The sequence below is a fragment of the Nocardioides iriomotensis genome (genome assembly GCF_004168035.1).
Lineage (GTDB): Bacteria > Actinomycetota > Actinomycetes > Propionibacteriales > Nocardioidaceae > Nocardioides_B > Nocardioides_B iriomotensis.
In genome coordinates this window covers 98,867-112,825 of the sequence record NZ_SDPU01000020.1, presented here as the reverse complement: position 1 = coordinate 112,825, position 13,959 = coordinate 98,867, and the positions used below count along the sequence as shown (strand labels likewise).

General features: G+C 71.1%; 17 protein-coding genes. 7 read left to right on the top strand and 10 right to left on the bottom strand.

Features of this window, described 5'->3' with window-relative positions; translation table 11 throughout:
• Positions 1-10: 10 nt before the first annotated feature.
• From ETU37_RS07195 to ETU37_RS07185, 3 genes are all read right to left on the bottom strand, one after another.
• The gene (locus ETU37_RS07195) at positions 11-643 is read right to left on the bottom strand and encodes a hypothetical protein (RefSeq protein WP_129986572.1); all 633 of its coding nucleotides are present in this window, start codon (positions 641-643) and stop codon (positions 11-13) included.
• A gap of 14 nt (positions 644-657) precedes the next feature.
• Entirely contained in the window at positions 658-2,244 is a 1,587-nt protein-coding gene (locus ETU37_RS07190; protein WP_129986571.1) for an acyl-CoA mutase large subunit family protein, read from the bottom strand.
• Positions 2,245-2,360: 116 nt separating this feature from the next.
• Complete coding sequence (locus ETU37_RS07185; protein ID WP_165372439.1) at positions 2,361-2,726, bottom strand: DUF4282 domain-containing protein; 366 nt, start codon at positions 2,724-2,726, stop codon at positions 2,361-2,363.
• Positions 2,727-2,837: 111 nt separating this feature from the next.
• Between ETU37_RS07185 and ETU37_RS07180 the strand changes: the two genes are divergently transcribed.
• The 5 genes from ETU37_RS07180 to ETU37_RS07160 all read left to right on the top strand — a co-directional run bounded on the left by ETU37_RS07180 (position 2,838) and on the right by ETU37_RS07160 (position 7,714).
• The gene (locus tag ETU37_RS07180) at positions 2,838-4,250 is read left to right on the top strand and encodes an amidase family protein (RefSeq protein ID WP_129986569.1); all 1,413 of its coding nucleotides are present in this window, start codon (positions 2,838-2,840) and stop codon (positions 4,248-4,250) included.
• Between the two features lie 133 nt (positions 4,251-4,383).
• Positions 4,384-4,767 carry a succinate dehydrogenase, cytochrome b556 subunit gene (gene sdhC, locus ETU37_RS07175; protein ID WP_129986568.1) on the top strand — a complete coding sequence of 128 codons (384 nt, stop codon included), beginning with the start codon at positions 4,384-4,386 and terminating at the stop codon, positions 4,765-4,767.
• A complete protein-coding gene (locus tag ETU37_RS07170) occupies positions 4,767-5,198 on the top strand; it encodes a succinate dehydrogenase hydrophobic membrane anchor subunit (RefSeq protein WP_129986567.1) in 432 nt (143 codons plus the stop codon). Before sdhC ends, ETU37_RS07170 begins: the two co-directional genes overlap by 1 nt.
• A gap of 12 nt (positions 5,199-5,210) precedes the next feature.
• Entirely contained in the window at positions 5,211-6,959 is a 1,749-nt protein-coding gene (gene sdhA, locus ETU37_RS07165) for a succinate dehydrogenase flavoprotein subunit (protein WP_129986566.1), read from the top strand.
• The gene (locus tag ETU37_RS07160; protein WP_129986565.1) at positions 6,959-7,714 is read left to right on the top strand and encodes a succinate dehydrogenase iron-sulfur subunit; all 756 of its coding nucleotides are present in this window, start codon (positions 6,959-6,961) and stop codon (positions 7,712-7,714) included. Before sdhA ends, ETU37_RS07160 begins: the two co-directional genes overlap by 1 nt.
• An 11-nt stretch (positions 7,715-7,725) precedes the next feature.
• On the opposite strand, the gene ETU37_RS23835 is transcribed toward ETU37_RS07160, so the two are convergent.
• The gene (locus tag ETU37_RS23835) at positions 7,726-7,860 is read right to left on the bottom strand and encodes a hypothetical protein (protein ID WP_276319675.1); all 135 of its coding nucleotides are present in this window, start codon (positions 7,858-7,860) and stop codon (positions 7,726-7,728) included.
• A 71-nt stretch (positions 7,861-7,931) separates the two neighbouring features.
• On the opposite strand from ETU37_RS23835, the gene ETU37_RS07155 reads away from it, so the two are divergent.
• Positions 7,932-8,399, top strand: coding sequence for an OsmC family protein (locus ETU37_RS07155; RefSeq protein WP_129986564.1), 468 nt, complete (start codon positions 7,932-7,934; stop codon positions 8,397-8,399).
• A 38-nt stretch (positions 8,400-8,437) separates the two neighbouring features.
• The gene (locus tag ETU37_RS07150) at positions 8,438-9,094 is read left to right on the top strand and encodes a DUF1707 SHOCT-like domain-containing protein (RefSeq protein ID WP_129986563.1); all 657 of its coding nucleotides are present in this window, start codon (positions 8,438-8,440) and stop codon (positions 9,092-9,094) included.
• Here the strand turns inward: ETU37_RS07150 and ETU37_RS07145 are convergent, their stop codons facing one another.
• From ETU37_RS07145 to trpS, 6 genes are read right to left on the bottom strand one after another with little or no spacing between them, the layout of a single operon-like run.
• On the bottom strand, positions 9,095-9,988 hold the full coding sequence (locus tag ETU37_RS07145; RefSeq protein WP_206053781.1) for a lytic transglycosylase domain-containing protein: 894 nt from the start codon (positions 9,986-9,988) through the stop codon (positions 9,095-9,097).
• 18 nt (positions 9,989-10,006) lie between these two features.
• Positions 10,007-10,945 carry a serine/threonine dehydratase gene (locus ETU37_RS07140; RefSeq protein ID WP_206053780.1) on the bottom strand — a complete coding sequence of 313 codons (939 nt, stop codon included), beginning with the start codon at positions 10,943-10,945 and terminating at the stop codon, positions 10,007-10,009.
• Positions 10,942-11,190 carry an SCO4848 family membrane protein gene (locus ETU37_RS07135; RefSeq protein ID WP_129986562.1) on the bottom strand — a complete coding sequence of 83 codons (249 nt, stop codon included), beginning with the start codon at positions 11,188-11,190 and terminating at the stop codon, positions 10,942-10,944. Before ETU37_RS07135 ends, ETU37_RS07140 begins: the two co-directional genes overlap by 4 nt.
• A 43-nt stretch (positions 11,191-11,233) precedes the next feature.
• Positions 11,234-12,346, bottom strand: a complete 1,113-nt coding sequence (locus ETU37_RS07130; protein ID WP_129986561.1) for a YihY/virulence factor BrkB family protein — start codon at positions 12,344-12,346, stop codon at positions 11,234-11,236.
• Between the two features lie 46 nt (positions 12,347-12,392).
• Complete coding sequence (locus ETU37_RS07125; RefSeq protein ID WP_129986560.1) at positions 12,393-12,914, bottom strand: 2'-5' RNA ligase family protein; 522 nt, start codon at positions 12,912-12,914, stop codon at positions 12,393-12,395.
• Between the two features lie 8 nt (positions 12,915-12,922).
• The gene (gene trpS, locus ETU37_RS07120) at positions 12,923-13,948 is read right to left on the bottom strand and encodes a tryptophan--tRNA ligase (RefSeq protein ID WP_129986559.1); all 1,026 of its coding nucleotides are present in this window, start codon (positions 13,946-13,948) and stop codon (positions 12,923-12,925) included.
• Positions 13,949-13,959 lie beyond the last annotated feature (11 nt).

Sequence of the window (13,959 nt, the reverse complement as noted above, 5' to 3'; positions counted from 1 at the left end):
GAGCCGCAGCCTAGCCGACCACGAGCGGGCACTGCTCCGCGAAGTCCACGGTGATGTCCGCGATCACCCAGGTGTCGGAGCTGACCTGGAGCGCGTCGACGCGGCCGAGGTACGCCGCCGGGGCCTTCTTCTCGACGACCTGGCCGGACCCGTCCACGTCGACCGAGGAGTTCTGCATGCAGGTGTCGATCGTGGCGGTCGTGCCCTCGACCTCGACCCTGTTGACGTTGACGACGATGCTGCCCACGACGTGCTCGCCGCGGCGCGCGAGGCGGTCGGCGTACGACGTGACCTGGGTGACCGCCTCGCCGGTCGCCACCTCGTCGAGCGCCGCCTGGTCGACCTCGGCGCGGTTGAGCATCTCGAGCCGCACCTGCGTGTAGCGGACGAACGCGTCGACGACCGCGAGCTGCGACGGGTCGCTGACGGTCACCTCGCCCTCGGAGGCGTTGACGTCGTCCTCGGCGACGACCGTGCCGAACGCCGGCGGGCTCGGCGGCTCGCTCGGGCTGGGCTCGGCCGCGCTCGTCGGCGCGGGCTGCGCGGGGGTCGACTCGGGCGCGGCCGGCGTCTCCGTCGCGTCCGTGCAGCCGGCCAGCGTGAGCAGCAGCGCGGCGAGGGCGACGACGGGGGCGCGGGTCACGCCCCCAGCATGGCTCAGAACGCGTCCGGCGGGACGTAGACGCCCCACACCTCGCGCAGCGCGTTGCACACCTCACCGACGGTGGCGCGGGCGCGCAGCGCCTCCTTCATGGGGTGCAGCACGTTGTCCGTGCCCTCGGCCGCGGCCTTCAGGTCGGCGAGGTGCTTCTGCACGGCGTCGTTGTCGCGCTCCGCGCGCAGCGCCGCCAGCCGCTCGGCCTGCTGCGCCTCGATCGCGGGGTCGACGCGGAGCGGCTCGTAGGGCTCCTCCTCGTCGAGGCGGAACCGGTTGACGCCGACGACGACGCGCTCGTCGCCGTCGATCTCGCGGGCGATGCGGTACGCCGACTTCTCGATCTCGTTCTTCTGGAAGCCCTTCTCGATCGCGGCCACCGCGCCGCCGAGGTCCTCGACCTGCGCCATCAACTTGCGCGCCTCGGCCTCGAGCTCGTCGGTGAGCTTCTCGATCGCGTAGGAGCCGGCGAACGGGTCGACGGTCTTGGTCACGTCGGTCTCGTAGGCGATCACCTGCTGGGTGCGCAGCGCGAGCCGGGCCGACTTGTCGGTCGGCAGCGCGATCGCCTCGTCGTAGGAGTTGGTGTGCAGCGACTGGGTGCCGCCGAGCACCGCGGCGAGCGCCTGCACGGCGACGCGGACGAGGTTGACCTCAGGCTGCTGCGCAGTGAGCTGCACGCCCGCGGTCTGCGTGTGGAAGCGCAGCGTCTGGGCCTTGGGGTTGGTCGCGCCGAACTCGTCCCGCATGACCTGCGCCCAGATCCGGCGGGCGGCCCGGAACTTCGCGACCTCCTCCAGGATCGTCGTACGGGACACGAAGAAGAAGGAGAGCCGGGCGGCGAACTCGTCCACGTCGAGCCCCGCCTTGATCGCGGCCCGGACGTACTCGATGCCGTCGGCGAGCGTGAACGCGACCTCCTGCGCGGGCGACGCCCCCGCCTCGGCCATGTGGTAGCCGGAGATGGAGATGGTGTTCCAGCGCGGCACCTCGGCCTTGCAGTAGGCGAAGATGTCGGTGATCAGCCGCAGGGAGTGCGCCGGCGGGTAGATGTAGGTGCCGCGGGCGATGTACTCCTTCAGCACGTCGTTCTGGATGGTGCCGGTGATCTTGTCGCCGGGGACGCCGTTCTCCTCCGCGACGAGCTGGTACATCAGCAGCAGCAGCGCGGCCGGCGCGTTGATGGTCATCGACGTCGACACCTGGTCGAGCGGCAGCCCGTCGAACAGCACCCGCATGTCGTCGATCGAGTCGATCGCGACGCCGACCTTGCCGACCTCGCCGTGCGCGATCGCGGAGTCGGAGTCGTGGCCCATCTGGGTCGGCAGGTCGAACGCCACGGAGAGGCCGCCGGTGCCGTTGGCGACGAGCTGCCGGTAGCGCTCGTTGGACTCCTTGGCGGTGCCGAACCCGGCGTACTGCCGCATCGTCCACGGCCGGCCGGTGTACATCGAGGAGTAGACGCCCCGCGTGAACGGGAACTCCCCCGGCTTGCCGAGCTGCGCCTCGGGGTCGAACCCCTCGAGCGCCTCCGGGCCGTAGAGCGGCTCGAAGGGCAGTCCTGACTCGGTGATGCCGGTCTCACTCATGCTTGTGAGGGTACGGCGGGCGGGTGGCGACGGTCATCGTGAGACATCCCACTGGTCGACACACGAAAGGCACCGCGTCCGGCCGGCCGGCCCGCGGTGCCGATCGTGCGTCGGGGTCAGGCCTGGCGTCCTCGGTGGATGTCCTCCGACATCCGCACCAGCGCGTAGTAGAACTCCAGCGTCATCCGGATGAGCGCCAGGTACAGGATCGCCAGGATCGGGCCGAGGACCAGTGTGAACAGGATGGCGGTCGATTCGCCTGTGGCGATGGCCGCGATCAGGAAGCCGACGAAGCCGACGGCCAGGGCGATGGTCGCCAGCACGTAGACGACCTTCACGATGCTCGGCGTCACGAAGCTGTTGAACGAGAAGTCGAACAGCGCCCCGAAGAAGCCCTTGGCCGGCGGGCTGGTCGGGCCCGGTTGCTGTCCCCAGCCCGCAGGATCGCTGGGCGGCGGAGGCGGCGGTGTGTACTCGGACATGTTTCCCCCTTGCGTGGACGCAGGCGCCCGATGCGCCTGCTGATCGGCAGTGTGGCGACCGCGGGCAGCCTTGGGAAGGATCGACATGCCGCGGCGTGATAGACCCACTCCATGCCTGACGCCCCTGGGTCCCGCGAGCAGGTGGAGCAGCTGCTCGACCGGATCGACACCGTCGACGTGCACACCAACGCGATCTGCACCCTGCACCCGGACGCGCTGGGGCAGGCCGAGGCCCGCGACACCGAGGCGGCCGAGGGTCGCTCGCGCGGGCCGTTGCACGGGGTGCCCGTGCTCGTGAAGGACAACGTCGACACCCACGACCTGCCGACGACCGCCGGGTCCCTCGCGCTCGCGGACGTGCCGAACCCGACCAAGGACGCTGCCCTGGTCCAGCGGCTGCGCGAGGCCGGGATGGTCGTGCTCGGCAAGACGAACCTCAGCGAGTGGGCGAACATCCGCGACGGCCTCTCGACGTCGGGCTGGAGCGCGTACGGCGGGCTCACCCGCAACCCCTACGGCCTCAACCGGTCGGCCGGCGGCTCGTCGTCGGGCAGCGGCGCCGCGGTCGCCGCCGGCCAGGCGCGCTTCGCCATCGGCACGGAGACCGACGGCTCGATCACCTGTCCGGCCGCGTTCAACGGCGTGGTCGGGATCAAGCCCACCGTCGGGCTGGTGCCGACCGACGGCGTCGTCCCGATCAGCCGCTCGCAGGACGCGCCCGGCCCGATGGCGACCTCGGTCCGCGACGCCGCCACCCTGCTCACGGTCCTCACGGGCGACGGCACCGACTACGCCGCGCACGCGGTCGACGGCCGGCTCGCGGGCAAGCGGATCGGGGTGCCGCGGAAGATCTACTGGGGCTACTCCGCGCACGCCGACACCGCCGCCGAGCGGGCGGTCGGCCTGCTCGCCGCCGAGGGGGCGGAGATCGTCGACGGCACCGACCTGCTGTCGATGGAGGACGCCGGCTGGGAGGACGAGCTGCTGGTGCTGCTCGCCGAGCTGCGCAGCGGCCTCGCCGACTACCTCGCCACCCGCCCCGGCGACGTGCCCCGGACGCTGGAGGAGGTCGTCGCCTTCAACAAGCAGCACGCCGACCGCGAGCTCGAGTACTTCGGCCAGTTCCACTTCGAGCGTGCCCTGGACGGCCCGGCCGTCGGGAGCGAGGAGTACGTCGCGGCCCGGGCCCGCTGCGTCAAGGCCGGCCGCGACGAGGGCATCGACGCGGTGCTGCGCGAGCACGACCTCGACGCCCTGGTCACCCCGTCGTACGCCCCGGCCGTGCCGATCGACCTGGTCAACGCCGAGCACCACCCCGGCGCCTGCACCCAGCCGGCGGCGATGGCCGGCTACCCGCTGGTGACCGTCCCGTCCGGGCTCGCGGGCGGGCTGCCGGTGGCGGTGTCGTTCTGGGGCACCGCCGGCAGCGAGGCGACGCTGGTCCAGATCGCGCACGGCTACGAGGCCGCGCGCAACCGGGTGGCCGGGCCGCTGCCCGCGCCGACGTTCCCCACCTTCGTCTGACGCGACCCGCCGGTCCTTTCGACAAGGGGACCGTGCGGTAATCGATGTCACAGCCCCTGGCGACGACGGACCGGGTGGGCCAGGAATAGAGTGCTGGGGTTACCCGTCCGGTCATCTCCGAAAGGTTCCTCCCTTGCCCAGCAGTCCGGCAGGAACGCTGTACCGGGGCCGTGAAGGCATGTGGTCGTGGGTCGCCCACCGCATCACCGGCGTCACGCTCTTCTTCTTCCTCTTCGCCCACGTCATCGACACCTCGATGGTGCGGGTCTCCCCCGAGGCGTACAACACCGCGGTCGAGACCTACAAGAACCCGATCGTCGGGATCATGGAGGTCGGCCTCGTCGCCGCCTTCCTGTTCCACGGCCTCAACGGCATCCGGGTCATCCTCGTCGACTTCTGGTCGAAGGGTCCGCGCTTCCAGAAGCAGATGACGTACGGCGTCCTCGGCATCTGGGTCGTGCTGATGATCCCCTTCGTGATCCGGCACCTCTCCAACGTCTTCGGAGGTGGCCACTGATGAGCGCCCCGGCGATCCAGGCTCCCCGGTCCCGTCCGGCGAAGGCCTCCAACTTCGAGCTCAACACCTGGCTGTTCATGCGCGCCTCCGGGGTGCTGCTGCTGGTGCTGGTCTTCGGCCACCTGTTCGTGAACCTCATGCTCGGCAAGGGCATCCACGCCATCGACTTCGCGTTCGTCGCGGGCAAGTGGGCCAACCCGTTCTGGCAGGTCTGGGACCTGGCGATGCTGTGGCTCGCGGAGCTGCACGGCATGAACGGTCTCCGCACGATCATCAACGACTACGCCACCAAGCAGCAGACCCGCTTCTGGCTCAAGACGCTGCTCTACTTCTCGGCGTTCATCGTGCTCGTGCTCGGCACGCTGGTCATCTTCACGTTCGACCCCTGCATCGACCCGAGCTCCACGCTCGAGGTCTGCCGGGTCAAGTAAGCGAGGCTCCTCATGGTTCAGCACCACAAGTACGACGTCGTCATCGTCGGTGCGGGTGGCGCCGGCATGCGCGCGGCCCTCGAGTCCGGCCAGCGCACCCGCACGGCGGTCCTCACCAAGCTCTACCCCACCCGCTCCCACACCGGCGCGGCCCAGGGCGGCATGTGCGCGGCCCTCGCCAACGTCGAGGAGGACAACTGGGAGTGGCACACGTTCGACACCGTCAAGGGCGGTGACTACCTCGTCGACCAGGACGCCGCGGAGGTGATGGCCAAGGAGGCCATCGACGCGGTGCTCGACCTGGAGAAGATGGGCCTGCCGTTCAACCGCACCGACGAGGGCAAGATCGACCAGCGTCGCTTCGGTGGCCACACCCGCAACCACGGCGAGGCCGCCGTACGCCGGTCGTGCTTCGCGGCCGACCGCACCGGCCACATGATCCTGCAGACGCTCTACCAGCAGTGCATCAAGCACGGCGTGGAGTTCTACAACGAGTTCTACGTGCTCGACCTGCTGACCGTGGAGGACAAGGGCGGCGTCAGCGTCAACGGCGTCGTCGCCTACGAGCTCGCCACCGGCGAGATCCACGTCTTCAACGCCAAGGCCGTCATCTTCGCGACGGGTGGCTTCGGCAAGGTCTTCCGCACCACCTCCAACGCCCACACGCTCACCGGCGACGGCATGGGCATCGTGTGGCGCAAGGGCCTGCCGCTCGAGGACATGGAGTTCTTCCAGTTCCACCCGACCGGCCTGGCCGGCCTCGGCGTGCTGCTGTCCGAGGCCGCGCGCGGCGAGGGCGGCATCCTCCGCAACAGCGAGAACGAGCGCTTCATGGAGCGCTACGCCCCCACCATCAAGGACCTCGCGCCGCGCGACATGGTCGCCCGCGCGATGGCCAACGAGGTGCGCGAGGGTCGCGGCTCCGGTCCCGACAAGGCCTACGTCTACCTCGACCTGACGCACCTGCCGAAGGAGCAGATCGACGCGAAGCTCCCCGACATCACGGAGTTCGCGCGCACCTACCTCGGCGTCGAGCCCTACACCGAGATGATCCCGGTGTTCCCGACCGCGCACTACGCGATGGGCGGCATCCCGACCAACATCAAGGGCGAGGCGCTGGCCGACAACCACACGGTGATCCCCGGTCTGTACGCCGCGGGCGAGGTCGCCTGCGTCTCGGTGCACGGCGCCAACCGGCTCGGCACCAACTCGCTGCTCGACATCAACGTGTTCGGCCGCAGGGCCGGCATCTACGCCGCGGAGTACGCCGCGTCGACCGACTTCGACGACATCGTCGAGGAGCGCCCGGAGGGCCGCGTGGTCGACATGATCGAGCACATGCGTGACGCCGGCGGCTCCGAGCGCGTGGCGGCCATCCGCCAGGAGCTCCAGGCGACGATGGACATCAACGCGCAGGTCTACCGCACCGAGGGCTCGCTCAAGCAGGCGCTCGCGGACATCGAGGGCCTCAAGGCGCGCTACGTCAACGTCTCGGTCCAGGACAAGGGCAAGCGGTTCAACACCGACCTGCTCGAGGCCATCGAGCTCGGCTTCCTGCTCGACCTCGCCGAGGTGCTGGTCGTGTCCGCGCTGGCGCGCAACGAGTCCCGCGGCGGCCACTTCCGCGAGGACTACCCCACCCGTGACGACGTGAACTTCATGCGGCACACGATGGCCTACCGCCAGGAGGACGGCACCGTCCGCCTCGACTACAAGCCCGTCATCGAGACCCGCTACAAGCCGATGGAGCGCAAGTACTGATGTCGACCGCCACGACCGAGGCGGGCGCCGCGCCTGCCACCAGCACCACGACCATGACCGTCACGGTCAAGATCCTGCGCTACAACCCCGAGGTGTCGGAGGAGCAGCACTGGGAGAGCTACCAGGTCACGGCCGAGCCGACCGACCGCGTGCTCGACGCGCTGCACAAGGTCAAGTGGGACCTCGACGGGTCGCTCACCTTCCGCCGCTCCTGCGCGCACGGTGTCTGCGGCTCCGACGCGATGCGGATCAACGGCAAGAACCGGCTGGCCTGCAAGACGCTGCTCAAGGACGTGAACCCGTCCGAGCCGATCACCGTCGAGCCGATCAAGGGCCTCCCGGTGCTCAAGGACCTCGTCGTCGACATGGAGCCGTTCTTCGCGGCGTACCGCTCGGTGATGCCGTTCCTCATCACGACCGGCAACGAGCCGACCCGCGAGCGGCTGCAGTCGCAGAAGGACCGAGACCGCTTCGACGACACCACCAAGTGCATCCTGTGCGCCGCCTGCACGACCTCGTGCCCGGTCTACTGGACCGACGGGCAGTACTTCGGCCCGCAGGCGATCGTCGGCGCGCACCGGTTCATCTTCGACAGCCGCGACGAGGGCACCGACCAGCGCCTGGAGATCCTCAACGACCAGGAGGGCGTGTGGCGCTGCCGCACGACCTTCAACTGCACCGAGGCGTGCCCGCGGGGCATCGAGGTGACGAAGGCGATCCAGGAAGTGAAGCGGGCGCTGATCTTCCGACGGTGAGCCGTCGGGCTTCAGTACTCCAGCGCGTAGTCGGCGTCGGCCTTCGCGTCCGGGGCCGAGCTCGCGTGCACCCACACGTGGCCGCGGCCGTCGCAGTGGTGCCGTGCACAGCTCAGGTTGCCGCCGGGTGACTTCGCTTCGCACATGGTCAAAACCTCCATCCCGAGGGTTGCCCGCCGGCGCGCTCCCAAACGGCATGACCAGACAGGATGGGCGCATGGAGCACGCGTACGACGTCACCGTCACGTGGACCGGCAACACCGGCGAGGGCACGGCGGGCTACCGCAGCTACAGCCGCGACCACACGCTCGTCACGGAGGGCCGGCCGGATCTGCTGGGCTCGTCCGACCCGACGTTCCGCGGTGACCGGACGCGCTGGAACCCCGAGCTGTTCCTGCTGGCCGCACTGTCGGAGTGCCACCTGCTGTCGTACCTGCACGTGTGCGTGTCCGAGGGCGTCGTGGTGACGTCGTACGTCGACGAGGCGCACGGTTCGATGACCACCGACCCCGACGGGAGCGGCCGGTTCACCGAGGCGCTGCTGCGCCCGCGGGTCACCGTCGCCGACGCCTCGATGGTCGCCGCCGCCGAGAAGGCGCACCACCGCGCCAACCAGCTCTGCTTCATCGCCAACAGCGTGAGCTTCCCCGTGCGGCACGAGCCGGTCACGTCGGTTGCGCCGTAACGCGCCCACGGGACGCGCACGTCCCCGACACTGGTGCGGTGTCGCACCAGCCACTCGATATCCAGGTCCTGGAAGCCGTCGCCCAGGGCGTGACCACGTCCGACGGCCTCGTGTCGACCCTCCACGCGGAGCCGGCGAAGGTCGACGCCGCCGTCGAGTGGGCCGTCGCCAACCAGATGCTGCTGCGCCACCACATGAGCGAGGGCGAGTACCTCGAGCTGACCGACGGCGGCCTGGCCAGCGTGGCGATGCGGCGCCGGCTCGCGGCCTCGGTCGACGCCGGGGGCCGGATCGACCTGTCCGTGCTCTCGCGCGAGCTGGGGGCGACGTACCAGGCGATGCAGGAGGGCCAGGCCGACGAGCTCACCCGCAGCCAGGCTCACGTCCTGGTCGACGACGCCGAGCGTGAGTCGGCGGTCGCCGAGCTGAGCCGGCACTTCGCTGAGGGCGCCTTCGGCCAGGAGGAGCTCGACCGGCGGACCGGGCTGGCCCTGCAGGCCCGCACCCGCGGCGAGCTGCACACGGCCCTCGCCTCGCTCGAGGCGGACGCGCCGGCGCCGGTGCCGCTCCGGGTCACGTCGGCCCGCACCACGGTGCGGATCGACCCGAACGCCCGGAAGATCGTCACGATCTTCGTCCTCGCGTTCTTCGGGCTGTGGCTGGCGAACGTCCTGCTCGTCAACGTGGTGCGCTGATCAGCTCGGCTCGATGAGCACCGCGGGCTTCCTCGGGTAGCCGATCGGCAACGCGTAGACGCCCTTGACGTGCCGGTAGAGCACCCGCCACTGCCAGTAGCCGGTGTAGGCCCAGCGGACCTGTCGCATGCTGCGGGCGTACGACGTGATCGCGCGGACGTAGTAGTCGGACGGGTTGTAGTGGTACAGCGCCTGCGCCATGCGACGCGGGGCGCCGTTGGCCTTCAGCAGCCGCGCGGCGGCGAAGATCGCGTCCCGCGGGTCGTTGATGTCGCCACCGGCGCCGTACATCTCCCACGTCGAGGGCAGGAACTGCATCGGGCCCTGCGCGCCGGCGGTGCTGGTGCCGCGGATCCGGCCCATCCGGGTCTCGGTGAGGTGGATGGCGGCGAGGTACTCCCACGGCACGCCGGTACGGCGCTCGGCGGCGCGGTAGTAGCGCAGCAGGACCGACGGGGCCGGCGGCCGGACGATCCGCCAGCGCGGCAGCTTCTTCTGCGGCGGGGTGAGGTCGCGCAGCGGCGCCGCCGCGGCGAGGCACGCGCGCACCACGGTCGCGGCGTCGGGTCCCAGGTCGGCGAGCACCGCACGCTGGGACCTCGACGAACGGTCGGCCAGCGCGCGCACGTCGAGCTGGAAGCCCTCCCCCGCCTCGCGCAGCGCCCGGGCGTCGGACGCGGGGTCGCGCAGCACGTCGGCGGACGCCTGGAGACGCCCGGCCATGCCCGTCGGGGTCCGCGAAGCCGACGCGGACGGCGAGGCAGACACGGTCGACGAGGACGGCTCCTTCGCCAGCGCGGTGGCCTCGTCGCGCGGTCGCTCGGGCGCCGTCCCGCCGGAGCAGGACAGTGACAGCGTGGCGGCGAGGACCGCCGCGACCACCGAGCGCATCATCCCGAGCCTCCTACCCACTCACGACGGGAGCGTCGTGTTGTTACCGCCGCTGACCACCAGCGCGACGGTCTCCCCCGCCGCGACGGGCACGACGCCGCTCAGCACGGCGGCGAGCGGGACGCAGGCGGCCGGCTCGGCCAGCACGCGCAGGTGGTCCCACAGCCACTGCCGCGCCGGCAGGATCGCGTCCTCGTCGACCAGCAGCGACGAGGCGCCCTGGGCGGTCGCGAGGGCGAAGGCGTGGTCGCCGATCCGCGGCGGTCCCAGCGCGTCGGCTGCGACGCCTTCCGACGGCCGGTCGACGGGGTGGCCCGCGGCGAGCGCGTCGTGCAGGTGGGCGCAGAGGGCGGGCTCGACGGGCTGCACCGGGACGACGCCGGCCAGTGCGGTCGCCACGCCGGCGTAGAGGCCGCCCCCGCCGCACGCGATCAGCACCCGGTCGGCGTCGGGCACCTGCTCCTCGAGCTCGAGGCCGAGCGTGCCGGCGCCCGCGACCGTGGCGAACGTGTCGTAGGGGTGCACGACCGGCACGCCCTCGCGCTCGCTGTGCTCCTGGCAGGCCGCGAGCGCCTCGCCGACGTGCCCGTCGACGCGGTGCAGGCGAGCGCCGTACGCCTCGATGCGCTCGAGCTTCGCGGGTGTGGCGGAAGCCGGAGCGAACACGTCGGCGGCGAGCCCGGCGCGGCGGGCCGCCCAGGCGACGGCCGCGCCGTGGTTGCCGCCCGACGCGGCGGCGACGCCCTCGACGCCCTCGTGCAGGGACAGCACGTTGTTCATCGCGCCGCGCGCCTTGAACGACCCGGCGTGCTGCAGCAGCTCCAGCTTGAGCACCACCCGGCCCATGACGCCGAGCTCGTCGCCGGCCACCTCCACCACGGGGGTACGGCGGACGGCGGGGCCGACCAGGTCGCGGGCGGCCTCGACGTCGGCGCGGCCCGGCAGCACCGACAGGGTCACGAGGTGACCCGGTCGGACGCGGACGTGCCGGTCGCCCGCCAGGCCTTCCAGCCGAGCCGGCCGAGGATCGCGGCGATCGCCAGGTTCACCACGATGAGCACGATGTGCGCGACCCAGTAGCCGGTCGGCCGGTCCTCGCCGCGAGCGTGCGCCTCGGCGAGGTTCTTGGCGAAGTTGGCGTAGCTGAACACGTTCCATGCCGCGATCAGCAGGAACAGGACGGCGTGCTTGCGTTCGAACCTCACCCGGCCATCCTGCCCCGCGCCCGGTAGCCGCCGGCGGGGTGGGTCAGCGGCCCGGGCGCCGCCGGGTGGCGACCAGGCCGCCGACGAGCGCCAGCAGGCCCCCGACCACGGCGAGCCCGGTGCGCGAGGCCCGGCCGGCGTCCCCCGCCCGGTGGTCCGACGCCGTCCCATCGCTGTCGGGCTCCGCCTCCACCGGCGAGGACGGCTGCTCACCGGCGATGCCGACCAGGGCGGCGCCGGGCGAGAAGGTCGCCTCCTTGCGCCGGTGCTCGACAGCGGCAGGCGACGTGTGGGACCACGCGGCGGCGTACATCACCAGTCGCGAGAAGTAGTTGATCCAGATCACCAGGATCAGGGTCACGCCGAAGGCCTGGAACGACGCCTGCCCCTTCGTCAGCCCGATCAGGAAGCCGGCGAGGCTCTTGAGCACCTCGAACCCCACCGCGCCGAGCGTCGCGCCGGTGATCATCGCGTGCCGCGGCAGGTGCGGCGCGGCCAGCAGCCGGAACATCGCGAGCAGCAGCACGACCGACGCGACGACTCCGAGGGCGTGCCCGATCAGCCACAGCAGCGCGTTCGGCAGCGTGGCCGCGGCGTCGATGCCGAGCCAGCCCAGGATCCGCTCGGAGAACCCGGTGATCAGCCCGGTCAGGATGACCGAGACGACGAGGGTGAGACCGATGACACCGAGCGTGCCCAGGTCGCGGAGCTTGCCGAACACGAAGTTCGGCTGCTCCCGCCGCGGCAGCACGAACATGACCTCGAGGGCGGAACGCATGCCGGACAGCCAGCCGAGCCCGGAGTAGAGCACGCCGAGCAGACCGATGAGCCCGACCCGGCCGCCGTAGTCCTCGAAGGTCTTGAGCGGGATCTCGCCCTCGTCGCGGCCGATCACCCCGGGGAGGAGGTTCTCCACCTCGGCAGCGATGTCGGCCTTGAGGTCGGGGTAGACGTGCGCGAGGATGCCGACCGCCCAGAAGCCGAGCGCGAGGATCGGGAAGAAGGACAGGAAGCCGAAGTAGGTCACGGCACCGGCCTGGGCGTTGCCGTTCACGGTGCTGTAGTGCCGGACCATCCGGACGAGGTGGTCGACGATCGAGTAGCGCTCACGCACGCGCGCGACCGTGGCGGTGGCACGCTCCTTCATCGTCGGCATGCGGGTCTCCTACCCAGCCGGGACCGCTCCAAAAGTACCGCTGCCCTCAGTCCGCGGCGGCGGTGAGCGGGTAGGCGCGGGTCGGCTCCCAGCCCCGCTCGGCGTCGTGCACGTAGAGGTGGAAGCGGTCGACCTCGAAGGTGCAGTCGAAGTCGGCCAGCTCCCCGAAGGCCTTGTCCAGCGCCTCGTCGTCGAGGTGGTGCGCGACGGTGACGTGCGGGTGGTAGGGGAACTGGAGCTCGGTGGCGAGCGGGCCGCGACGCACGGACAGCGCGAGCTGCTCGCAGCCCGAGATGCCCTCGACGACCACCACGAACACGACGGGCGACACCGGGCGGAAGGTGCCGGTGCCGCGCAGGTGCACGCGGAACGCGGTGTTCATCGCCGAGGCCTCGGCGAGGTGCTGCTCCACCGTGGGCAGGTCGGGATCAGCCACCTCGAACGGCGGCATGAGGGTGATGTGGGTGGGGATGCCGGCGGCGGTCGCGTCGCCGAGCTCGGTGCGGTAGTCCTGCAGCCGGCCGCCCCAGGGTTCGGGCACGGCGATGGCCACGCCGATGGTGGTCATGGGCGCCCCTACCCGATCCGGACGAAGCCGACGCGGTCGTAGACGTCCGCCAGGGTGCGCTCGGCGACCGCGTTGGCGCGGGCCGCGCCATCGCGGAGGACCGCGTCGAGCTGCGCCTTGTCGTCCAGCAGCTCGAGGGTCCGGTCGCGGAACGGCGTGACGAACTCGACGACCACCTCGGCGAGGTCCTTCTTGAAGTCGCCGTAGCCCCGGCCGTCGTACTCCTTCTCCAGGTCCTCGATCTCCCGCCCGGTGAGCGCGGAGTAGATCGTCAGCAGGTTGGAGATGCCCGGCTTCTCCCCCTCGTCGAAGCGCACCTCGCTGCCGGAGTCGGTGACGGCCGACCGGATCTTCTTGGCCGAGACCTTGGGGTCGTCGAGCATCTCGATGATGCCGCCGGGCGAGGACGCCGACTTCGACATCTTCGCGGTCGGCAGCTGGAGGTCGAGGATCTTCGCGGTCGACTTCAGGATGTACGGCTCGGGCAGCCGGAACGTCTTCTTGAACCGGTGGTTGAACCGGGCGGCCAGGTCGCGGGTCAGCTCGAGGTGCTGGCGCTGGTCCTCGCCGACCGGGACGTACTGCGGGCGGTAGAGCAGGATGTCGGCCGCCTGGAGCACCGGGTAGGTGAACAGGCCGACGGACGCGGCCCCCTCGCCGCCCTTGGCGGACTTGTCCTTGAACTGCGTCATCCGGCGCGCCTCGCCGAAGCCGGTCAGGCACTGCAGCACCCAACCGAGCTGGGCGTGGGCGGGCACCTGCGACTGGATGAAGATCGCGGACCGCTCGGGGTCGATGCCCATCGCCAGCAGCTGGGCGGCGGCGCGCAGGCAGCGCTCGCGCAGCAGCTTGGGGTCCTGCTCGACGGTGATCGCGTGCAGGTCAGCAATGAAGAAGAACGGCTCGTGCTCCTCCTGCAGCGCGACCCACTGGCGCAGCGCACCCAGGTAGTTGCCGAAGTGGAACGAGTCGGCGGTCGGCTGGATGCCGGACAGCACGCGCGGTCGGGCCGCCGAGGTGGGGGCGTCGGGCATGCGAGCGATTC